This window comes from Leucobacter sp. USHLN153, assembly GCF_037145615.1.
Lineage (GTDB): Bacteria > Actinomycetota > Actinomycetes > Actinomycetales > Microbacteriaceae > Leucobacter.
On record NZ_JBBCXE010000003.1, the window covers coordinates 396476 to 419173 of the forward strand.

A 22698-nucleotide genomic window follows, 5' to 3' on the forward strand; every position below is an offset into this window, starting at 1 on the left:
TATTCTGCCGCAGGTATCTGTGCCACTGGCGGGTCAGATACCGGTATCGACACTTACGAGATGCAGGCGCCCGTGTCGACCGGGTCGACCGCCTGGTCGAGGGTCGCGAGCACGGGCAGGAGCTCCGCGACCGTCATCGCGTAGCCGACGTTGTCGCGCGCCGTGTCCCGCGCGAAGATCACACCCGCGACACCGCCCTCAGCGGTGAGCAGCGGTCCGCCCGAGTTGCCAGGTCGCACCTTGCCCGACAGCACGTGGATCGAGCGCGGCGCGGTGGACGAGCGATAGATGTCGTCGATCGGCGTGGTGCGGGTCGCGAGCACCCCCGCCGCGACCGTCGAGAACGGCCCGCCGTACGGATACCCCTGCACGGCGCCTGCGCTCCCCGGCGTCAGCGAATCGTCGATCGGCAGAGGAGGGGCGTCGACGTCGACGGCGATCACCGCGAGATCGTCGACGGGGTCGAAGTACACGATCCGCCCATCGCGCGCGGGCTCCCCGGGAAGCTCGACGAGCGGAGTTGAAACGCCCGCGACCACGTGAGCGTTCGTGACGATGCGATCCTCGGCCGCGACGAACCCCGTGCCCGTCGGCATCGTTGAGCACCCGGCGGCAATTCCCGAGATGCGGGCGACCGACTGCGCTGCCCGCGCGAGCGCCGGGTCGTCGGTGTCAATTGCGGAGACGTCGGGATCGACGCTGAGGTCTCCCTCGAGCAGCGCATCGACGGTCGGGATCACGGTCTCGTCGAGCACCGCAGCCTGCAGACGGGCGGCCGCGTCGGAGATGACCGGCGGAGTCCACTGCTGCAGCGTGCGCAGCACCGTGGACGAGGCGACGGCAGACGACACCACCGGCACCCCCGCTGAGATGATGCCGGCCCCGATCAGCGAGACCGCGGTCACGGAGGCGACGAGCCCGAGCGCCCCGCCGAGGAGGCGCTCCACGAACCGCAGCTTCAGCCGGTCGGCGCCTCGACGGAGCACCGCGCCGATGAGCGAGCCCAGCCCCGCACCGACCGCGAGCAGGAGGACCGCCGAACCGATCACCGCGGCGCTCCGCCAAGCATTCTCCGGGAGTTCGCGCGCAACGACGGGCAGCACCCACGGCGAAACAGCGGCCCCGACCACGAGACCGGCGAGTGCGCCGAGCACCGAGAAGAATCCGGAGCGGAAGCCCGAGATCGTGGCGCCGAGGAGCAGCGCGACAACGATGATGTCTACGATCGGAAGCATCGGACCTCTGTCGATGGTGGGCGGTCGGCTGGTCTTTCAGGAACCGTAGCGGTCGGGACTGGGAGCTTCTCGCGTGAGCCCCGGCGCACGGGGCCGGAGCCGTCAGCGCCTGAAGGAGCGGAGCCGCAGGCTGTTGCCCACCACGAAGACGCTGGAGAACGCCATCGCGGCACCCGCGAGCATCGGGTTGAGGAGGCCCAGCGCGGCCAGAGGGATTGCGGCCACGTTGTACGCGAACGCCCAGAAGAGGTTGCCCTTGATCGTGCTGAGCGTTCGCCGAGCGAGACGGATCGCGTCCGCCGCGCTCGTGAGGTCGCCGCGCACCAGAGTGATGTCGGAGGCTTCGATCGCCGCATCGGTGCCGGTGCCCATCGCGAGCCCGAGATCGGCCTGCGCGAGCGCGGCAGCGTCATTCACCCCGTCGCCGACCATCGCGACAGCGCGGCCCTCCCGCTGCAGTCGCGACACCACTTCGGCCTTGTCTCGGGGGAGCACCTCCGCGATCACCTCATCGATGCCGACCTCCTCGGCAACGCGCTCGGCGACCGCGCGTTGATCGCCCGTCAGGAGGATCGGCCGGAGCCCGAGCGCGCGCAACTGACGGACCGCGTCCGCGCTCGTCGCCTTCACCGCGTCGGCGACGGTGAGTACGCCGCGCAGTGCCCCGTCCCACGCAACGAGTACGGCGGTGCTTCCGCTGGACTCTGCCGCTGCCAGGGCGTCGGTGAGCTCAGGTGCGTCGGGGATCGCCCACTCGTCGAGCAGGGCGCGCTTGCCGACAATCACGGCGTGCCCCTCCACCACTCCCGTGACGCCGAGCCCCTCAGAGTTCCGGAAGCTCTCGACCTCGGGCAGGCCGGCATTCGCGCCCGGTGTTCGGCCGAGCTCCGCGATCGCCCCAGCGGCGACGGCGCGCGCGATCGGGTGCTCCGACGCCTGTTCGAGGGCACCCGCGAGGCGCAGCAGCTCGAGGCGGTCCACACCATCGGCCAGCTCGGCCCCCGTGAGGGTCATGCGGCCGGTGGTCACGGTACCGGTCTTGTCGAGAACGATCGTGTCGATCCGCCGCGTCGACTCGAGTACCTCGGGGCCCCGAATCAGCAGGCCGAGCTGCGCTCCGCGTCCGGTGCCGACGAGCAACGCCGTGGGCGTCGCGAGTCCGAGTGCGCACGGGCACGCAATGATGAGTACGGCGACGGCAGCGGTAAACGCGCTCGCGACGGGGAACCCGGCGATGAGCCATACGGCCAGGGTGAGGATCGCGATGCCGATCACGATCGGCACGAACACGGCGGATACGCGATCAGCGAGTCGCTGCACCTCCGCCTTGCCGGACTGCGCCTCCTCGACGAGCCGTGCCATCTGCGCGAGCTGGGTGTCCGCACCGACCCGCGTTGCCCGCACGATCAATCGACCGCTCGTGTTGACGGTGGCGCCCGTCACGGCATCGCCGGGGCCGACCTCGACGGGAACCGACTCCCCGGTCAGCATGGAGGCGTCGACGGCCGAGTGGCCGGTCTCGACCACGCCGTCCGCCGCGATCTTCTCGCCGGGACGTACCACGAAGAGTTGGCCCGCAGTGAGTTCCTCTGCCGGAGCCTGAACCTCCACGCCGTCGCGCAGCAGCGTGACCTCCTTCGCGCCGAGCTCGAGCAGCGTACGAAGGGCGGCGCCCGCCTGCCGCTTCGAGCGCTTCTCGAAGTACCGGCCCGCGAGGAGAAACATGGTGACGCCCGAAGCCACCTCCAGATAAATATTGCCCGCCCCATCGCTCGGGGCCACGGTCAACTCGAACGCGTGGCGCATGCCGATCTCCCCGGCCATGCCGAAGAAGAGGGCATAGAGCGACCAGAGGTAGGCCGCGCCGGTGCCCACCGACACGAGCGTGTCCATCGTCGCGGTGCCGTGGCGCAGGTTGATCCAGGCGGCTCGGTGGAATGGCCACGCTGCCCAGACGACCACGGGTGAGGCCAGCGCCAGGGAGGCCCATTGCCAGGCGGGGAACTGCAGCGCCGGAATCATGGCGAGGAGGATCACCGGGACGGAGAGCACGATCGAGCCGATGAGCCGCTGGCGCAGTGCGCGCAGCTCGGGGTCGGCATCGGCATCGGGCTCGGTGTCGTCCGCCGCGCTCGCCGCGGGCGGGATCGGCAGCTTTGCGGAGTATCCGGTCTTCTCGACCTCTGCGATCAGAGTTTCGGGTTCGACGCCCTCCGCCGCTCGCACGGTTGCCTTCTCGGTCGCGTAGTTGACGCTCGCCGCGACGCCGTCCAGGCGATTCAGCTTCTTCTCGATGCGCATCGCGCACGAGGCGCAGGTCATCCCGCCGATTTCGAATTCGTAGCTGCGCTCGGCGGCGCCGCTCGATGCGGTCATGAGGTGTCCTTTCACGCGGGAAATCTAGTTGGAACGCGGCGGGTGCGTCGGTGCGGGGTCGAACCGGAAGTGCTCAGGCGGGCTGTGCGGTGTACCCCGCCTCGTCGACCGCCGCGAGCACGGCAGCCGCGTCCACGGCCTCGCCCTCAGTGGTGACGCGCAGCTGGCCCGACTCGGCGCTCACCGCGACGTCGATGACGCCGGGAATGGCGGTGACTTCGCTTCGCACGGCGCGCTCGCAGTGTTCGCAGGTCATACCGGTGACGGTGAATTCGGAGATGCTCATGGCGATCCTTTCGTAGCTGAGTCGGCAACGCAGGGTACTGGCGGATCCGCTATCAGCGATCTTGCGGGCGCGCCGGGGCCTTTCCTGTGCACTGCCTCCACGATATACCCACGGGGGGTATACCGCAAGGTTGCGAGTTGGGGCGTTGGCGCGATTGCATTGTTGCAGCGGCCGCCGACATTCGCCTGCATCCTGGCTTCGCGCGACCGCCGCTCAGGACGATCATTTCCGAGCACGTATCCAGATCCGGAGGCTTTCATGTCCGCTCACACGAGCACTCAGATTCATCTCGCATCGCGCCCCAGCGGTTGGCCGTCGCACGACGACTTCCGCACGGTGCAGGTCGAACTCGGCGAGCTGCAGCCGGGCGAGGTGCGCGTGAGCAATCTGTTCGTCTCGGTCGATCCCTACATGCGCGGTCGCATGAACGACGTGCGCAGCTACGTCCCGCCGTACGCGCTGGGCGAGCAGATCCAGGGTGGCTCTGTCGGCCGCGTCGTCGCTTCCGCCTCCGATGACATCGAGGAGGGCGCGGTCGTCCTGCACCAGCACGGCTGGTCCGACCTCGTGCAGGCGGACGCCGGTACCTTCCGAGTGATTCCCGAGGTCGAGGGCGTTCCGCTCTCCCTCCGCCTGCACATCATGGGAATGACGGGGCTCACGGCCTACGTCGGGCTCTCCGCGGTCGCGGAGCTGAAGCCCGGTGAGACAGTGTTCGTCTCGGGAGCCGCGGGCGCAGTCGGCACAGCGGTCGGGCAGATCGCGCAACTCCTCGGGGCGAGCCGGGTGATCGGCGCCGCGGGATCCGCCGAGAAAGTGCAGCTCTTGACGGAGAAGTACGGCTTCGACGCCGCCTTCAACTACAAGGACGGCGACGTGCGCGGGCAGCTCGCGGCCGCGGCACCCGACGGCATCGACGTGTTCTTCGACAACGTCGGCGGTGACCATCTCGAAGCCGCGCTCGACGCCTTCAACGACGGCGGGCGCGCAGCACTCTGCGGCGCGATCGTCGGGTACAACAGCGAAGAGCCCGTGCCCGGGCCCGACAACATGGCGAACATCATCACGCGGTCGCTGCGGCTGCAGGGTTTCACAGTGGGCAACTACCTGCAGCACTCGGCGGAGTTCCAGCAGCGGATCGGCGAATGGTTCGCCGCCGGCAAAATCGCGTACGACGAGACGATCGTCGACGGGATCGAGCACACGGTCGACGCGTTCCTCGACATGATGCGGGGCGCGAATACCGGCAAAATGCTCGTGCGTATCTGAGTTCGCGAGCGGGGCGGATCGCGATCCCCCGCAGACCGAGCTCGCAATTGGCCGTCCGCCCCGAGCCCCGTACCGCCGCCCGCACACAGAGCAGCGTGCCCGCCTCTCCGAGTGGAGTGACGGGCACGCTGGTCTTTCACCGCTCGGCCTGGGCCCCGCGATCCGCGAGCAGCTCAGGCCGAGTGAACTGGGGCGCTGTTACTTGGCGGGCGGCATCAGCACGCTGTCGAGCAGGTATACGGTCGCGTTCGCGGTCTGCACGCCGCCGCAGATGACGTTCGCGTCGTTGACCATGAGCTCGTCGCCCGAGCCGGTCACGTCAACGTCCTCGCCCTGAACGGTGGTGTGCATCCCCGCGATGTCAGCCGGCTCGATCTGGCCGGGCACCACGTGGTAGGTGAGGATGCTCGTGAGGAGGTCGCTGTCGGTCTTCAGCGTGTCGATCGTCGCGGTGTCGATCTTGCCGAACGCGTCATCGACCGGGGCGAAGACGGTGAACTCGTCACCGTTCAGCGTGTCGACGAGGTTGACGTCGGGGTTGAGCTCGCCGCTGACGGCCGAGACGAGCGTCTTCAGCATCGGGTTGTTCGACGCGGCGACCGCTACGGGATCCTGCGACATGCCCTGGACTGAACCGGGGCCGTCCGGCACCTCTTCTGCATAGGCTGCGCAGCCGGGGCCGACGAGGTTCGCCGCGGGATCCATCTCGTCCATCGACGAATCGCTCGAGTCCGTCGATTCCTCAGTCGGCATCGACTCCTGCGTCTGCTCCGTCGACTGATCCTCGGCCGCCTCGTCCGATGCGCCCATCGAGCATCCGGTCAGCATTGCGGCACCGGCCAGCGTCAGTGCGAACGCGGCGCCGAGGGTCTTCTTCTTGGTGAACATGGTTCCTCCTCAGATGATGATCCGCAGAAATCCGCGGCTTGTGAACGTCTTCGGAGCCCTCCCGCCCCCGGATTGGAAATTTCTCGAGAAAGTTTTCGGGCGCGCTCCGCGGCGCCTGTCCGCTCCGCCCTTCACCGAAACTGAGCGTCTTTGTTGAGAACGAGTGTCTTTGACGCGTAAAGAGGCTCGGTCTCGGCAAAGACACTCGGTTTCGGCGTGGTGGGTAGGGGCTGGGCGGGGTAGGGGAGCGGTGGATCGCGAGGCGCGGGCGCGGGCGGGGGCGAGCGTGGGGGCGGTGGATCGCGGGGCGTGGGCCGGCTCCGCAATCCGCCGCGGGCGGCCCCGACCCATCCGGAACCGCGACCGCTCCGAAGACCTCGTAACAGAGAGGCTTCACATGGATATCGTGCTCATCGGTCTGCTCGGCGGACTCATCACCGGCATTTCGCCGTGCATCCTGCCCGTTCTGCCCGTCATCTTCTTGACCGCGGGCGCGCAGCCCGCGAGCGCGGGCAAGCTCCCCGAGGTGATTCCGGCCAAGCGCAGCCGACCGTACTGGATCATCGCGGGCCTCGTGCTCAGCTTCTCCGCGGTCACGCTCCTCGGCTCGGTGCTGCTCGGCCTGCTCGACATTCCGCAGAGCGCGATCCGCTGGGCGGGCGTCGCGGTGCTCCTCATCATCGGCGTCGGGATGCTCGTTCCGGGCTTCGAGCAGCTTCTCGAGAAGCCGTTCCAGCGTCTCCCGCGTCGCAAGGTCGGCGAGGGCGGCAACGGATTCGGCATGGGCCTCGCGCTCGGCACCGTCTTCGTGCCCTGCGCGGGCCCGGTGCTCGCGGCGATCATCGTGGCGGGCGCGACGGGCCAAGTGGGTCCGGGGACCGTGCTGCTCACCGTCTCGTTCGCGATCGGCGTCGCGATCCCGCTGCTCGTCTTCGCGCTCGCGGGCCGCAGCGTCGGCGACCGCATCCGCGGCTTCCGCAAGCGGGAGCGCACGATCCGCATCGTCGGCGGCGTCGCACTCATCGCGCTCGCCGTCGGGCTCGCCTTCAACGTGCCCCAGGCCCTCCAGCGTCTCCTGCCCGACTACACGGCGGGGCTGCAGAAGGACCTCGCCGAGAGCGAGGCCGGCTCGAACGCGCTGAACCTCGGCGGCCTCGTCACCGACGAGAACCGCGATCTCGACCAGTGCACGAATGACGCAACCGAGCTCGAGGAGTGCGGCACCGCGCCCTCCATCAAGGGCATCGAGAGCTGGTTCAACACGCCGAACGACGAGGGCATCAAGCTCGACGAACTCAAGGGCAAGGTAGTGCTCATCGACTTCTGGGCGTACTCCTGCATCAACTGCCAGCGTTCGATCCCGCACGTGGTGGCCTGGGACGAGGCCTACCGCGACGCCGGCCTCGAGGTGATCGGCGTGCACTCGCCCGAGTACGCGTTCGAGAAGGAGCGCGCGAACGTGATTGCGGGCGCGAAGGACTTCGGCATCACCTACCCGGTCGCGCTCGATAACAACCTCTCGACCTGGACGAACTACCGCAACCGCTACTGGCCGGCGCACTACCTCATCGACGCCGAGGGCACGGTTCGGCACATCTCGTTCGGTGAGGGCAACTACGAGACGACCGAGAAGTTGATCCGCGAGCTCCTCGCCGACGCGCAGCCCGACGCTGAGCTTCCCGACGAGACCGACGTCACCGACGAGACGCCCGAACTCGGCACTACGACGCCGGAGACGTTCCTTGGCTCCTCGAAGGATCGGAACTTCGCGGGCCCGGGCCCCTACGGTGCCGGCGAGAGCGAATTTTCGTTTGCGGATCAGCAGAAGCCTGACACCTTCGCGCTGCAGGGCACCTGGAACGTTGACACCCAGTTCGCGACGCCGACGAGCGAAGCAGGCGGCGACGTGCGCCTCGAGTACCGGGGGCAGGAGGTGCGGGCGGTGCTCGCGGGGAGCGGGACGATCGAGGCGTCTGTCGAGGGCGGCGACGCGAAGGCGACGGATGTCGATGGCACCCCGCGCTCGTACCGGCTGGTGGCGGAGGAGGACCCGGATTCGGGGACGCTCGAGCTGCACGTGCCCCAGGGTGTGCAGGTCTACTCGTTCACGTTCGGGTAAATCGGAACACCGGGCACTGAGAAGGAGAACGGCGCGCTCATGAAACGAAGGCGGATCGGAGGTGGATACGGCATGCTTGACGCGATGGTGATCGATGGAATCGAGATTGCGGACGACGGCCCGGGCGTCGAGCCGGCCGACGTGGCGCTCGCGCGCGCGGCGGCGGGGGATCAGCGGGCCTTCGCCGACCTCTACGATCTGCTCTCGGCGCGGGTGTTCGGCCTGATCCTCCGGGTGCTCGTCGACCGGGCGCAGAGCGAAGAGGTGCTGCAGGAGGTCTTTCTAGAGGCCTGGCAGACGGCGAGCTCGTACGATCCCGATCGCGGGGGAGCTCGCGCTTGGATCCTCACGATCGCCCACCGACGCGCGGTCGACCGCGTGCGGTCCTCGCAGGCGGCCCGCCGCCGCGATCTCGCGGTGGGCGCGCGCGACCACGGCGTCTCGCACCCGGGTGTCGAAGACGAGGTGGCGCTGCTGATCGACGGGTCGCGAGCGACGCAGTGCCTGCAGGCGCTCCCGGAACCGCAACGCAGAGCGATCGTGCTCGCCTACTTCGGCGGGTACACGCAGAGTGAGGTCGCGGTGCTCGTCGGGGCGCCGCTCGGCACGATCAAGACAAGAATTCGAGACGGGCTCACCCGGCTCAGGAAAGAATTGGAGGCGACGCGATGAATGAGCAACAGTTCCGCGAGCTCTCCGCCGCCCGCGCGCTGCACGCGCTCGTCCCTGACGAGGAGCAGGCGTTCTCACGAGCGCTCGCTGCGCACCCGGAGTGGCAGTCCATCGTCGATGTGGATCGCGACACGGCCGCGGCCCTCGGCGCCACTGCCCCCGAGATCGCCCCGCCGGCGGCGGCGCGCGGCGCGATCCTCGCCATGATCTCGAGCACGACGCAGTTCGAGGCGCCGCTTCGCCCGGAAGCGACCGCCCAGCAGGCGCAGCCGGCCCCGCAACTCGAGGCGTCGCCGCAGCTGGAGCAGCAGAAGCAGGCTGAGCAGCCGGCCCAGCCCGAGCGCGCCCGGAACCTCCCGCCCGAGCTCGCCGGAGCGGACGACGACGTGGATGACGCGGAGCAGACGTTCTCGCGTCCGCGCCGCCGCGCCGCGTGGTTCGCGCTCGCCGCATCGGTCGCGGTGCTCCTCGTGATCGCCCTCGCGCTGCCCATCGGCGGGATGCGCGCTCCCCGCGACCCGGTCTCGCTCGCCCTGCAGCAGGTGGGGTCCGCGAACGACGCGCGCACCGTCTCGGCAGAGATGCCGGGCGGCGGGGAGGCGACGCTGCACTGGGCGGACTCGGTCGATGAGGCCGTGTTCGTGGCCGAGGATATGCCGGCGGCGCCCGAGGCGCACGATTTCGAGCTGTGGATCGTTCGCGGCGAGCAGCCGATCTCCCTCGGCGTGGTGCGCGCCAATAACGACGGGGGCGCGGCGGTCGTCGCCGAGGGCTTCGAGCCGGGTGATGCGCTCGCGGTCACGGTGGAGGAGGCCGGCGGGTCGCCGACCGGGCTTCCGACGACGGACCCCGTGGTCGTCGTCGCCTCGACCTGAGCGACATCCACGTCCTCCGGGAAGTCTGCAACCCCCTGCCGCGCGCCCGTGACTCGCGCGTAGTCTTCCCGGCATGTCAGGCTACGAAACGACTTTCACGGATCACGACGAAGCTGCGATCGCGGCGCCCCGAGCGCTCCTCATCAACTGCACGCTGAAGCCCTCGCCGCAACCGTCGAGCGGCGATGTGCTCGGCGAGCAGGTACTCGGAGCTCTGCGGGAGCACGGCGTGCATGGCGCGTCGCTCCGCGCAGTGGATCACCGGATCATGCCCGGCGTCGAAGCGGACATGGGCGAGGGCGACGCGTGGCCCGAGATTCGAGAGGCCGTGATGCAGGCGAGCATCCTGGTGTTCGTGACGCCCACCTGGCTCGGTCAGCACTCGAGCGTCGCGCAGCGCGTGCTCGAACGGCTCGACGCCGAGATCAGCGAGACCGACGAGGCCGGCCGCCCCACCATGTTCGGGAAGGTGGCGGTCCCGGTCGTCGTGGGCAACGAAGACGGCGCGCACCACATCTGCGGCATCCTGGCGCAGAGCCTCAGCGATGTCGGCTTCACGATCCCGGCGCAGGCATCCGTCTACTGGAACGGCCGGGCGATGGAAGGGGTCGACTACCGCGATCTCGACGAGACGCCCGAGCCCGTCGCGTCCGCCATTTCGACGGCGGCCGTGAACGCCGCGCACCTGGCCTCTCTCCTGCAGCGCGAGCCTTTCCCGGCCTGACCCGCTTTCGGGCGCGAGCAAGCCGTTCGGGATCGGCGCAGCCTCCTTCGCTCTCGACCGTCCTGCCGCGGCGCGCACCCTTTCCGGCGCACAGCCCCCATCGCTACAGTGGATTGCGGTGGGGTGCGCGTGCGCTCTGCTTGGCGCGCTGAAGCGCCGCTCTAGTGGCGCCTCTCTCAGAACTGAGGCGCCGCTCTACATGGAGGATGGATAAGGATGTCGAAGTACCGGGTGCAGAATCCTGCGACCGGGGCGGTTCTCGAGTCGTTCGAGGGCGCTACCGACACGCAGATTGAAGAGGCGCTTTCGAGTGCTGACGCGGTATATCGCCAGTGGCGTGAGCAGAGCGTGCAGGAGCGTGCTCTGGTCGTGAAGCGGGTCGCGGAACTCTTTCTCGAGCGCAAGGACGAGCTCGCTCGTTTGATCGCGCTCGAGATGGGGAAGTCGTTTCAGGAGTCGGTCGATGAGGTCGAGTTCGCGGCGCAGATCATTGATTATTACGCGGTGCATGGGCCGTCGTTGATCACGGAGTACGAGATCCCGTCCACCATCCCGGGGAAGGCGGTCATCCAGCAGCTGCCCGTGGGGGTGCTCCTCGGGGTGATGCCGTGGAACTTCCCCTACTATCAGGTGGCCCGCTTCGCGGCCCCGAATCTGGTGTTGGGGAACACGATCCTCTTGAAGCATGCGGATGTGTGCGGACGGTCGGCGCTCACGATCCAGGAGATCATGGAAGAGGCCGGGGTGCCCGTGGGCGGGTATCAGAACGTGTTCGCGTCACATGATCAGATCGCGACGATGATCGCGGACCCCCGCGTGCAGGGCGTGTCATTGACGGGGTCGGAGCGTGCGGGAGCGATCATCGGGGCGCAGGCGGGCACGCACTTGAAGAAGTGCGTGCTCGAGCTCGGCGGGATCGACCCGATGGTGGTGCTGGATTCCTCGGACGTTGCCGCGGTCGCGAAAGAGGCGTGGGATTTCCGCGTGTATAACGCGGGGCAGGTGTGCAACTCGAACAAGCGCCTGATCGTGATGGACGATATTTATGACGAGTTCGTCGCGGAGCTCGTGAAACTCGCGGACGGGCTCACGCCGGGGGATCCGTTGGATCTTCAGGAGGGCGAGTTCGTGCCGCTGTCCTCGCGCGCTGCTGCGGAGACTCTCGATGCGCAGGTCAAGCATGCGGTGTCTCAGGGGGCGCGCCTCCTTGCGGGCGGCGTGCTGTCCGAGGGACCCGCGGCGTACTACTCGCCGGCGGTGCTGGTGGACGTGCCCCGGGATTCCGAGTCGTACAACGTCGAGATGTTCGGTCCGGTCGCGACCGTGTATCGGGTGTCGAGCGACGCGGAAGCGTTGGAGCTCGCCAACGATTGCGCGCTGGGCCTGGGTGGTTCGGTGTTCTCCGAGGACGAGGCGCGCGCGACGCGGGTCGCGTCGCGGCTGGAGACGGGGATGGCGCACGTGAACACGATCGCGGCGGAGTCTGCTGAGATCCCGTTTGGTGGGGTGAAGCGGTCCGGGTTTGGTCGTGAGATGGGTCCGGTGGGGATCGGGGAATTCGCGAACAAGCGCCTCTTCTTCACCGCCAAGTAACGCGAAACGGCCAGGCCGAATATCGCCTGACGTGCACGGCCCCGCTCCCGCAACCCCTCGACGCGGGAGCGGGGCCTCGTCACACTGAAACCATGCGCATTCGTACCGAATTCGAGGCCCTGTGCACCGCCGAGCAGGCGTGGCGGGCCCTGCACGATCCCGCGGTCGCCGCCGAGCTCTACGCGCCGCTCCTCGTCATGCGACCGGAGGGCGGCTTCCCGACAGAGCTCGCCACGGGGAGCGAGGTGCGTGTGCGCCTCATGGCCTTCGGCGCGGTGCCGGTCGGCGCGCAGCTGATCAGCATCACCGATCTCGAACCGTCACCGCCCTCAGCCTGGCCCAAGACCATGCGCGACCACGGGGAGCCCGCGGCGGGACCACTCGCCCTGCTCACCGAGTGGCGGCACGAGATCACGATCTCGCGATCCCTCGCCTCTGCGAACCGCGCCGTGTGGACCGACGAGCTCCACATCGGCGGCGCGATCGCCCCGCTCTTCCGCCCCGTGCTCGCGCTCATGTGGCGGTGGCGCGGCCGCAAGCTGCGCAGGCTTGCGGCGGAGTGGGGAGCGACCGGCCCAGTGGCGGCCGCCAGACACGCACACCCGAGCCCCTCGGCTCAGTGAGATCGGACACGTGAACTCATGCCCTACCTTCGCATCGGCGACTCGGACCTGTACGAGGAGATCGAGGGTACCGGCGAACCGATCGTCGTGCTGCACGGCGGCTTCTGCTCGCTCGAGTCGCTCGCACCGATCGCGACCACTCTTGCCGCGTCGCACCGCATCTACGCATACGAGCGGCCGGGCCATGGGAGGAGCGCGGACACCACCGGCGAGTACTCCTACGACGGCGGTGTCGCCGAGGCGCTGCAGTACCTCGACGCGCACGGGCTCGCGGACGCGCACATCGTCGGGTACAGCGACGGCGCGATCATCGGCCTGCTGCTCGCGACGGCGCATCCCGAACGCGTGCGCTCGCTGGTTGCAATCAGCGGGAACCTCGACCCGACGGCGTTCTCGGGCGATCCGGGAGCCGACGGACCGTCGATTCCTCCGCTTCCGACGGATGAAACCGGGCTCGAGGAGGGCGACGTGAGCCCCGAGCGACTCGCGTTCGCGCGCCTGTCACCCGACGGGCCAGAGCACGCCGACGTCGTCTTCGACAAGTGCATGCGCCTGTGGACCACCGAACCCCATATCGGGGCGGCGGATCTTGCGCGTGCGACGTCTCCGGTCCTCGTGCTCGGCGGCGATCGCGACTCGGTGCCCCCGGGTCACAGCCTGAAGATCGCCTCGCACCTGCCGAACGCGCGCCTCGGCATCGTGCCAGGAACGTCGCACGGCCTCGTCAACGAGAAGCCCGAGCTCGTCGTGGCCCTGATCCTCGACTTCCTCACCGAGATCGCACCGCCGCGCCCCTGATCAGGCAGCAGTCACGATCGGCGCAGCAACCACACGAAGTAGGGCGCCCCGATGAGCGCGAGCATGAGGCCCGCTGGCAGCTGCGTCGGGGCGATCAGGGTACGCCCGAGCGTGTCGGCCACGCAGACGAGCAGCGCGCCAAGCAGCATTGAGACGGGGATCACGCGGGAGCTGCGGGAGCCGACGATGGTCCGCGCCAGATGGGGCGCGACGAGTCCGACAAAGCCGATGACCCCCACCGCGACCACGCTCACCGCCGCGAGCACCGCAGCGACGGCGAGCAGCGAGAAGCGGGTTCGCTGGAGCGCGACCCCGAGCATCCGCGGCGTATCGTCGTCGATGGCGAGGAGATCGAGGTGCCGGCGGAGCCCGACGAGGATCGGCACGGCGATCAGCAGCGCGATCGTCACGGGCAGCACATCGGGGAGCGACCGCCCGTAGGTCGTGCCCGAAAGCCAGGTGAGGATCCTCGGAGCGTTCCACGGGTCAGCCCGGAGAAGGAGGAACGTCGTGAGCGCGGTGAGGCCGTAGCCGCAGCCGATCCCGATGAGTACGAAGCGGTCGGGAAGCATCCCCCCGCGCCAGGAGAGCAGCGCGATGAGCGCGAACGTGGCGAGCCCGCCGACGACGGCGAGCAGTACGAGCTGCGGCCGCCCGCCTCCGCCCGTCACCGCGATCACCGCGCCGAGGCCGGCGCCGGCGGTGATGCCGAGCAGCCCGGGTTCCGCGAGCGGATTGCGCACGGTCGACTGCACGACGGAGCCCGAGAGCGCGAGCGCGGCGCCCGCGAGCAGGGCTGCGAGGACGCGCGGGATGCGCTCATCGATCGCGCGCGTCACGAGGTCGGGGGCGAGGCCCTGCGCCCACAGTGCGAGGTCGCCGGTGCGCAGCCAGAGGCTCCCGGCGAGGAGGCCGACGACCACCGCGACGACCAGCAGCACGGCGGCGACCGTCAAGACAAGACCGAGGCGACGGCGGGAGCGTCGAGGTGCGCTCGCCCGGGGCGGGGTGCGCACGGCCCCGGAGTCGCGCATGCGGAGTGCGAGCACCACGATGACCGCGGCGCCGAGGAGTGCGGTCGGAATGCCCGTCGGCACCGCCGTCGCCCCTTCGGCGCCGAGGAGCGCTCGCAACCCAGCATCGGCGAGCAGAATGAGTAGCGCACCGAGCAGACCCGAAACGGGGATGAGCAGGGCGTGCCGGCCGATCTGGTGCACCCGGGCGGCGATGAGGCGAGTGAGCACCGGCGCGCCGAGCCCGACGAACGCGATCGGGCCGGCGAGCATGACGGCCGTGCTCGTGAGCAGTACGCCGCAGATCACGGCTGCCAGCCGAGTGGCGCGGACCGGCACGCCGAACGCCGATGCGGTGTCGTCACCGAGGCCCAGCACGTCGAGGCGCCGGGCGAGCAGCAGTGCCACGACGAGCGCGACGACGAGAATCGGGAGCGATCTGAGCGACGCGTCGATGTTGAGCTGAGCCAGTGAGCCGCTGCCCCACGCGAACAGGCCGGTGGTGTTCTCCTTGAACAGGATCAGGAGCATTGCCGTACCCGCGTCGAGCGCCATCGCGAGCGCCGAGCCGGCGAGAATCAGGCGGGTCGTGCCCGTCGCCGTCGCGCTTCCGGCGAGGGCGAGCACGAGCCCGGCTGCCGCGAGCCCACCGACGAAGGCGACGCCGCCCGACGCCCACAGGGGGAGTGAGAGGCCGAGCGCGGCGACCGCTGAGAGGGCGAAGTACGACCCCGCGGTCACGGCGAGCGTGTCGGGCGAAGCGAGCTGGTTGCGCGTCACCGATTGGAGCAGGGCGCCCGCCGCCCCCAGCGCGAAGCCGACGGCCACGCCCGCGGCGAGGCGCGGAAGGCGGGAGCCGGTCAGCACATCTCCGACGGGTACGCCGTCAACCGTCTCACGTGCGCCGCCGACGAAGCGGATCACATCCCAGACGCCCACGCCCGAGGTTCCCTGCGTGAGGTGCCACGCACCCACCAAGATGATGCCGACGACCAGCGCCGCGAGCACGGCGATGCCGCCCGCTCCGCCGCGCACGCCGAGATCTCGGGTCGCGAGATCCCGCGCTGCAGCGGCCGGAGGGGCGGCGCTCGACGTCATGAGAGAGATTGGCCCTTACTTCGCGAGGATCACGTCGACGAACGCGTCGACGGCCTGCTCGCCCGAGAGCGGTCCGCCCGCTCCCCAGACACCCGCCGGGAATGCGTGCGCGCGCCCCTCCTTGACCGCGGGGAGCGATGTCCAGATCGAACTCTGGTCGAGCTCGTCGGTGTACCCGCCCTCCTCGTCCTTCGAGTAGAAGAGGTTGGCGTCGCCGACGGCCGTGAGGCCCTCCAGATCGGTCTGGGCCAGACCGTAAGCGGGATCCACACCCCCGCTGCCGTACGCCTTGTCGATGTCGTCGGTCCAGGCAGCGGTAAGACCGAGCTCCTCGCCGAAGGCGGTGAAGAGCGCGCCCTTTCCGTAGGGGCGGATCACGAGGTTGCTGCCCTCGATCCAGCCGTCGAAGAAGACGAAGTCGGTCGTGGGCAGGCTCGCCGAGGCGACCTTCGACTTGGCGTCGGCGAGGTGCTGATCGAAGTCGGCCAGCACGGCTTCGGCGCGCTCAGTGCGTCCCGTCGCCTCCGCGATGAGCGTGAACACGTTCTTCATGTTGCCGATCGGATCGCTCGTGTCGGCGCCGACCGTCACGAGCACCGGCACGTCGCTCTCCTTCTCGAGATTCTTCACGATCTCGGCGTCCGCATCGAACGCCTCGACGATGATGAGGTCCGGGTCGGCACCGTAGAGCGCGTCGAGGTCCGGCTCGCCGCGGGTGCCGAGATCGATCACGTCTTCGGGAAGCTGCTCCGCGCTCACCCAGGTGGCGTATCCCTTCGGGTCGGAGACCGCTACGGGTGCGACGCAGAGCGTCATCGCGTCTTCGGCCTGCTGCCACTCGAGCACGGCGATGCGCTCAGCGGGAGCGTCGAGATGCACCTTCCGGCCGACGCCATCGGTGATGTCGACGGCGCCGCTCGATGTCGACGTGGTGTCGTTCTGGCACGCCTCCGACGTCGCATCGGGCGCGTCTTCTGCGCCGGCTTCGACAGAGGTGGTGCCGCAGCCCACGGCGAAGAAGGCGACGGCTGTCAGGATCGCGGTTGCGGCTGCAACGCGGAAGGGGCGGGTCATACGGGTCCTTTCAGAAGGGCATGGGGGAACGAAACGGAAACGTGGAAGCGCGGATCGGTTACGCGCGGGCCGCGACGAGCGGAGCGCGGTGCTCGCGGCGCGCGGGATGCCGGCTGATGGCATCGACACGAACGCGACCCGTGCGGTCGTCGATCTCGACGTGCACCGGGACCTCGTACACGTCGCTGATGTGCTCGGAGGTGAGCACGTCGACCGGCGCCCCCTCGGCGTGAACGCGACCGCGATTCATGAGGATGAGGTGGTCTGACACCCGCGCCGCGTGGTCGAGGTCGTGCAGCACGATGCCGACGGCAACGCCCAGGTCTTCGACGAGATCGCGGACGAGGTCGAGAATCTCGATTTGATAGCGCAGGTCGAGGTGGTTCGTCGGCTCGTCGAGCAGTACCACTCCCGTCTCCTGTGCGATGCACGCGGCCAGCCACACGCGCTGCATCTCACCGCCCGAAAGCTCGCCGACGGCTCGCGCTTGCATGTCGCGCGTGCCCGTCGCGCGCAGTGCGCGATCGATCGCGAGGCGGTCGTGCTCGGTGAGTCCGGCGAAGCGTCGCCGATGCGGGTGCCGGCCGAACGCGACGACCTCGCCGACCGTGAGCCCTGCCGGGGTGGGGCGCGACTGGGAGAAGAGCGTGACCTCGTGGGCGAATTCGCGCGAGCTCAGGAGCGACACGGGGCGTTCGACACCGTTCGGTCCGCTGAGCGTCGTCGTGCCGGCCGAAACGGGGTGCAGACGCGCGAGCGCCCGCAGCAGCGTCGACTTGCCGCTTCCGTTCGGCCCGATGAGGCCGGTCACGAGCCCGGGTGCGAGCGTGATCGACACGTCATGCACGACGGGAAGCCTGTCGTACTGCAGCTCGAGGTGTGCACCTCGCAACGCCGCGGGAGCGGAGCCGGAGCCATTCGCGGCATCTGCGGGCATTGCGACTTCCTCCGAGGGCGAGCGGGCTGAGCAGGACCGAAGGCTCACGCCCGGTCAGTTGAAGGTAAGGCTTACCTTGCCTCGATCAGACTAGCGGCGCGAGGCGTGCGTCCGCAACGCGCGCCGGCGGATCCGCCTCAGCAGCCCCTAGCTCGCGAGCGCTCGCTCGACGCGATCCGCGAGCGGCTCTGCGAGCTGCTCCGCGTATGCCCAGCTCACGTGGTGCGAGTCCCGGAAGGCGAGCACGCCACCGATCACGGGCGGGCACCGGCCCTCGACCTCGAAGTATCGCGTGAGATCGACGACCGACACTTCAGGCCCATTGCGATCTGCCGCGAGCGCATGGGCGGCCTCGGCGAGCGGATCGGTGCCGAGCGCCTCGGAGGCGGGGCTCGCGCACTCATTGGCCGCGAGCGCGCCGTTGTCGGAGACGCACTGCAGCACCTCGGGGCGGAGCTCGGGTGTATCGCGGATCGCGACGACGCGCTGCACCGACTCCGGCAGCTCCCGCCACCGCGCCTCGTATCCGCGGGTCGCCGCCTGCTCCGCGTTCGCACCCGACTCCGCCCGCATCTCGGTGCTCGCCTTCGCCGCGGTGACGACGGTGTCGATCGACGGGTCATCCTCGAGGGCTCGCAGCACGCCGCTATTCCAGGCGGCGCAGTCCTCGCTGAGCGCGTCCCCCTCGGCGCCCGGCATGCTCGTGAAGTTTCGCTCGGCAGCGGTGAATGGGCACGAGGCCTTCGCGAGCACGACGAGGCGCCATCCCTCGTCACCCGCCTGGCGCGCGAGCGCGGGCAGCCACTGCTCGGCGTGCGAATCGCCGACGAGGGCGATCGTGTGGTCGGCCGTCTCCGCCTTCGCGCCGTACTCGCAGCGCTTCACCTCGGTGCCAGCCCGTGACGCGATGCATCGTTCCGGAGCGGTATCGGCGAGCGCCGGTTCGGGCATCGGCAGCTTCTCGGGCAACGGTTCGCAGCCCGAACCTGGTGCCAGTGCCGCGGCGCCCAGGCAGGGTTCTTCGCTCTCGAGCGCGGCGATGACCCGAGCCCGCTCCGCCTCCACCTGCTGATCGGCGGGCCCGATGCCACCGAGTGCAATGCCAAGGAGGCCGGCCATTGCCGCAGCGGTGACAACGAGGGAGCGGCGGTTCGACCACGACCGCGAGAACCCCGTGCGAATCGGATCCTCCACCCACACCTTCGAGGCCCACGCGAGCAGCAGCGTCGCCGCGATGACCGCAATGCCTCCCGCAACGCCGAGCGGGCGGGCGAGCGCAAACGGCAGCAGCACGATGAGTGGGAAGTGCCAGAGGTACGCGCCGTACGAGACGTCCCCGAGCCACTGCATCGGCCGCGCGGCGAGCCACGAGCTGGGGGAGCCGGGCCCACCCGGCTCCTGGGCAGCGATGACGAGCACGGTCGCAATGACCGGAAGGAGCGCCGCCGTGCCGGGGAAAGATGTAGCGTCGGAGTAAACGAGCGCCGAAGCGACGATGCCGATGAGCCCGGTCCACAGCATGACGAGTCGGGGCATGCGCGGGATGCGGTCGAGCGGCGCCGAGGGAGCAGTGGCGAGCCAAGCGAGCAGTGCGCCCGCTGCGAACTCCCACGCGCGGGTCGTGGTAACGAAGTACGCGCGAGAGGGGTCGGTCGCAGTGAGCATCACGGATGCCATGAGCGATGCCGCGGCGACGGCGGCGATGAGAAGTGCGAAGACGGTGCGGAAGCTTCGGTGGGTCCGTGCGAGCGAGGTGCCGCGAGCGGCGGGGCCTGTGAATTCGGCGGCGGATCGCTGCGCCCGTCGGCCCATCCACGCCGCGATCATCGCAGCCAATGCCGCTACGACCGGCCACACGATGTAGAACTGCTCCTCCACCGAGAGGGACCAGTAGTGCTGCACCGGTGACACCTGCGCCTCCGCCGCCATGTAGTCGACCGACTGCTCAGCGAGCACCCAGTTCTGCACGTAGCCAGCAGAGGCTGCGACCTGCTGGAGGAAGCCCGGGAGGAATCCGCGCGGAGCGACGAGCCACACCGCGCCGAGCGTCACGGCGAGCACGAGCAGCGCGGCCGGGAGTAGCCGGCGAGCGCGTCGGGCCCAGAAGCGGACGAGGTCGATCCGCCCCGAGGCTTCGCTCTCGCGGAGCAGCTGCCCCGTGATGAGAAAGCCGGAGATGACGAAGAAGACGTCGACGCCGACGTAGCCGCCGGTGAGGGCATCGGGAGCGAGATGGTAGAGCACCACGAGTGCCACCGCGATCGCGCGCAGGCCTTGAATGTCCCGCCGGACCGCGTGCGGGCGCGACGCGGAGGGGGCGGGCTGCTCGCCCGATCCCCACCTCTTCATCGCGGCTGCATGCCGCGTCACCGCGTCCGCCATCACTCGCCTTCCCGAAACGTCCTTCTACCGTAAGCAACGATTCGGTCACGATTCAAGGGCTTGCGAGTGCGGAAGGCGGTCTTATAGGAGCCCCATCTGCCGCGCGCGCTCGAGCGCCTCCGAGCGGCTGGAGACCTTGAGCTTGCGATAGATACTGCGTGTCTGAGTCTTGATGGTGTTCGACGAGACGTGCAGCTCGCCCGCGATTTCGTCGATCGATCCGCCCCGCGCGAGCTCGATGAGCACGAGCGCCTCCCGCTTGGAGAGCTCTTCGAGCAACACCTCCTCGCCGACGAAGGGCATGCCCGGAGGCGTGCGCCAAATGTCCTCGGGCACGAGCGAGCGGATCACCGCGAGGTCGCCTCGGGGAATCCACGAGAGCGGGAGGCGGTTGTCGAGCCGATCGAGTGCTACGAGAGCCTGTGTGGCGAGTGAGGTCGCCAGATCGCGGCTGCCGAGTCGTGCGTGGGCCGCTGCTCGGAGCAGCTGACACTGCACCCTCTGACCCTTGAGGAGTTGGGACTCGTCGATCAGGTCGATGTGCGCGAGCGCATCGGAGGGTTGGGACGAGAGCAGCGCCAGACGGGCGCGGGCGAGGTGCGACGCCGGATCCGCCCCGCTGTGTGCCAGGGCGATCCGCGCGTGGATCAGGTCACGGGAGGCCATGAGGAACTCGCCGCGCAGCGTGCGCAGCTGCTCCGCCCAGCCGTCGCTGATGGGGTACTGCTCCCGCCCCGCGAGCGTTGCGTCGATCTCGTGGAGGCCGCGCGTCGACTGGTCGGCCATGAGCCGCGTCACGCCGCGCGCCCAGACGATCAAGGGCCACATCTCGAAGTCGTCGATGCGCGCGAGGATCGGTTCGAGTGCGGCGAACGCTTCCTCGTGCTTTCCCAGGCTCGATGCTCGCAGCGCGGCGGCCAGGTGCCAACCGATGCTCTCATGCGAACCGCGCCACTCTCTCGGCGCGGCAGCGACGGCTCCGAGGTCGCGCTTCACAGCGCGCAGATCCCCCGTGCGCGCGTGGATGAAGGCGAGGATCGAGTGCAGGTGCGCGCTCCGCCCGGGGTGAATCTTGTCGCTCAGTCCGTCAGCGAGTTCGAGTGCCTCGACGACGCGACCCGCGAGTACTTCGGTGATGATCACCTGGACGTGCGCAGCGTGCATCCCCGAGCGCCAACTCGGTGAGGTGATCTCGCCGCGGGCGAGAAACGCCTCGCCGGCCTCGGCTGCCTCGCCGTATTCTCGTAGCGCGCGCAGTCCTCCGAATCGCGCGAGCAGCAACAGGCGGCCGGCGGCTCCCTGGGCTTGCGGGAGGCGCGCGGTGATCGACGGCATCCCGAGGTCGAGGAGCTCGCGAATCCTGGGCGTGGGGATCACCGTGGTTTCGCTCAGCACGATGGCGATCATCACCGGGATCGTTCCCTCGTTCGCCATTCGCTGCCGCGGGAGCGACGCGACGACGGAGAGCAGCTCCTCGCTGCGCCGCAAACTGATCTCCGAGAAGTTCCGCACGTAGTGGGGAAATATCGCGCGATCCATCTCGGCTTCGACGAGCAGTTCGAGGATCTCGATGGGGTCCGACAGCTCGTACAGCGCCTCGAACGCGGCGCGGCGAATCTCGGCGAGCTGCTCACGGGTGAAGTGGCGCAGCGCGCGAGGCTTCAGCACCGCGCGTACGAGGGTGTGCAGGCGGAACGTCTTGCGGCCGTGCAGGAGCGCGATCCTGCCGTAATTCAGGGCCGCGAATTGCTCGCAGAGCCGCCAGGCGGCGCCGCCAGCGCCCGCTTGGTTCGCGGTGTCAGTACTGCGGGTGAGTCGCTCCGCGAGGCTCTCATCCAGCTCGGGCACGAGCGAGGCTGCGAGGGCGAGCTGCTCCGCTTCAGGGCTGTCGAAGGTCGGCACGACATCGTCGAGCATCGCTTCGAGCCCCCGCGAAACATCGCCCGGTTCGGGGCGGAGCATGCCGTCACGTGACAGGTCTCGCATGACCGACAGGGCAAGACGCGTGGCGAGCACATGGCCGTTCGTTGCTCGTCGCAGGGTCACGAGTTCCCCGTCGTCGAGCGGGTACGACAGCAGCGCGGCCAGTTCGGCCGTCTCGGCGCGAGTCAAGGCGAGCTGCTCTGAGCCGAGCACGGTGACGTCGAGCGTCGCCGCGGTGAGCGGTACCTCGAAGCGCGTCGTGGAGCGCGTGGTCGCGAGAAGCCGCAGCTGCGGGGATCGGTGCAGCAGGGCGGCGAGACCGTCCTGCGACTCCCTGGAGGCGAAGTGGATGTCGTCAATGACCAGGGTCAAGGGAGTCGTATCGCGCATGGTGGCGGTCGTCACGAGCGAGAGCGCCTCAGCCGGCTGCACTCGACCGCTCACGAAGTCTTCCGCGAGTTGACCGAACGCGTGGGGTCGTGCCCCGGTGAGCGCCTGGAGCGCCCGGAGCCAAAAGCTCCGGGGATCCGCCGCCCCTTCATCGAGCGCCACCCAAGCGCACATCGAGCCGGTCTGCGCACCGAGCCACTGCGAGAGCAGTTCGGTCTTGCCTGATCCGCGCTCGGCGTGGAGCACGACCACGCGTCCACCTTGAGCAATGCGGTCGATGAGCTGGGGGCGGCTCAGCGTGCGCGTCGAGACACGAGAGAAGGAATCGACGGGCATGACATCTTCCCGCACCGCTCACCTCTCCCCGTTCGAACCGAGCAACCTGCACGCTTCGTGCACTTATATGGACCCTGTGCAGCCCCC

At 69.1% G+C, this 22698-nt stretch carries 17 protein-coding genes; 8 read left to right on the forward strand and 9 right to left on the reverse strand.

Annotated features, from left to right (window positions below):
- Positions 1-53: 53 nt before the first annotated feature.
- From WFH00_RS07625 to WFH00_RS07635, 3 genes are all read right to left on the reverse strand, one after another.
- Positions 54-1235 carry a MarP family serine protease gene (locus WFH00_RS07625; protein ID WP_336660146.1) on the reverse strand — a complete coding sequence of 394 codons (1182 nt, stop codon included), beginning with the start codon at positions 1233-1235 and terminating at the stop codon, positions 54-56.
- A 102-nt stretch (positions 1236-1337) separates the two neighbouring features.
- Positions 1338-3611 carry a heavy metal translocating P-type ATPase gene (locus WFH00_RS07630; RefSeq protein ID WP_336660147.1) on the reverse strand — a complete coding sequence of 758 codons (2274 nt, stop codon included), beginning with the start codon at positions 3609-3611 and terminating at the stop codon, positions 1338-1340.
- Positions 3612-3684: 73 nt separating this feature from the next.
- Positions 3685-3897, reverse strand: a complete 213-nt coding sequence (locus WFH00_RS07635) for a heavy-metal-associated domain-containing protein (RefSeq protein ID WP_336660149.1) — start codon at positions 3895-3897, stop codon at positions 3685-3687.
- A gap of 258 nt (positions 3898-4155) precedes the next feature.
- On the opposite strand from WFH00_RS07635, the gene WFH00_RS07640 reads away from it, so the two are divergent.
- Positions 4156-5166, forward strand: a complete 1011-nt coding sequence (locus WFH00_RS07640) for an NADP-dependent oxidoreductase (RefSeq protein ID WP_336660151.1) — start codon at positions 4156-4158, stop codon at positions 5164-5166.
- 198 nt (positions 5167-5364) lie between these two features.
- Here WFH00_RS07640 and WFH00_RS07645 read toward each other — a convergent pair whose 3' ends face one another.
- Positions 5365-6054, reverse strand: a complete 690-nt coding sequence (locus WFH00_RS07645) for a fasciclin domain-containing protein (RefSeq protein WP_336660152.1) — start codon at positions 6052-6054, stop codon at positions 5365-5367.
- A gap of 397 nt (positions 6055-6451) precedes the next feature.
- Here WFH00_RS07645 and WFH00_RS07650 point away from each other — a divergent pair, with 397 nt between their 5' ends.
- From WFH00_RS07650 to WFH00_RS07680, 7 genes are all read left to right on the forward strand, one after another.
- Complete coding sequence (locus WFH00_RS07650; protein WP_336660153.1) at positions 6452-8173, forward strand: cytochrome c biogenesis protein DipZ; 1722 nt, start codon at positions 6452-6454, stop codon at positions 8171-8173.
- A 72-nt stretch (positions 8174-8245) separates the two neighbouring features.
- Positions 8246-8845, forward strand: coding sequence for an ECF RNA polymerase sigma factor SigK (gene sigK, locus WFH00_RS07655; RefSeq protein ID WP_336660239.1), 600 nt, complete (start codon positions 8246-8248; stop codon positions 8843-8845).
- On the forward strand, positions 8842-9720 hold the full coding sequence (locus WFH00_RS07660) for an anti-sigma factor (protein ID WP_336660154.1): 879 nt from the start codon (positions 8842-8844) through the stop codon (positions 9718-9720). Before sigK ends, WFH00_RS07660 begins: the two co-directional genes overlap by 4 nt.
- Positions 9721-9793: 73 nt before the next feature.
- Complete coding sequence (locus tag WFH00_RS07665) at positions 9794-10444, forward strand: flavodoxin family protein (RefSeq protein ID WP_336660155.1); 651 nt, start codon at positions 9794-9796, stop codon at positions 10442-10444.
- 216 nt (positions 10445-10660) lie between these two features.
- Positions 10661-12037, forward strand: a complete 1377-nt coding sequence (locus WFH00_RS07670) for an NAD-dependent succinate-semialdehyde dehydrogenase (protein ID WP_336660156.1) — start codon at positions 10661-10663, stop codon at positions 12035-12037.
- A gap of 92 nt (positions 12038-12129) precedes the next feature.
- Positions 12130-12660 carry a hypothetical protein gene (locus WFH00_RS07675; protein ID WP_336660157.1) on the forward strand — a complete coding sequence of 177 codons (531 nt, stop codon included), beginning with the start codon at positions 12130-12132 and terminating at the stop codon, positions 12658-12660.
- Between the two features lie 18 nt (positions 12661-12678).
- On the forward strand, positions 12679-13458 hold the full coding sequence (locus WFH00_RS07680; RefSeq protein WP_336660159.1) for an alpha/beta fold hydrolase: 780 nt from the start codon (positions 12679-12681) through the stop codon (positions 13456-13458).
- 11 nt (positions 13459-13469) lie between these two features.
- Here WFH00_RS07680 and WFH00_RS07685 read toward each other — a convergent pair whose 3' ends face one another.
- From WFH00_RS07685 to WFH00_RS07705, 5 genes are all read right to left on the reverse strand, one after another.
- Positions 13470-15569 carry an iron ABC transporter permease gene (locus WFH00_RS07685; RefSeq protein WP_336660160.1) on the reverse strand — a complete coding sequence of 700 codons (2100 nt, stop codon included), beginning with the start codon at positions 15567-15569 and terminating at the stop codon, positions 13470-13472.
- Positions 15570-15584: 15 nt separating this feature from the next.
- On the reverse strand, positions 15585-16643 hold the full coding sequence (locus WFH00_RS07690; protein WP_336660162.1) for an iron-siderophore ABC transporter substrate-binding protein: 1059 nt from the start codon (positions 16641-16643) through the stop codon (positions 15585-15587).
- Positions 16644-16701: 58 nt separating this feature from the next.
- A complete protein-coding gene (locus WFH00_RS07695; protein ID WP_336660164.1) occupies positions 16702-17580 on the reverse strand; it encodes an ABC transporter ATP-binding protein in 879 nt (292 codons plus the stop codon).
- Positions 17581-17727: 147 nt separating this feature from the next.
- Complete coding sequence (locus WFH00_RS07700) at positions 17728-19929, reverse strand: acyltransferase family protein (protein WP_336660165.1); 2202 nt, start codon at positions 19927-19929, stop codon at positions 17728-17730.
- A gap of 114 nt (positions 19930-20043) precedes the next feature.
- The gene (locus tag WFH00_RS07705; RefSeq protein WP_336660166.1) at positions 20044-22611 is read right to left on the reverse strand and encodes a helix-turn-helix transcriptional regulator; all 2568 of its coding nucleotides are present in this window, start codon (positions 22609-22611) and stop codon (positions 20044-20046) included.
- Positions 22612-22698 lie beyond the last annotated feature (87 nt).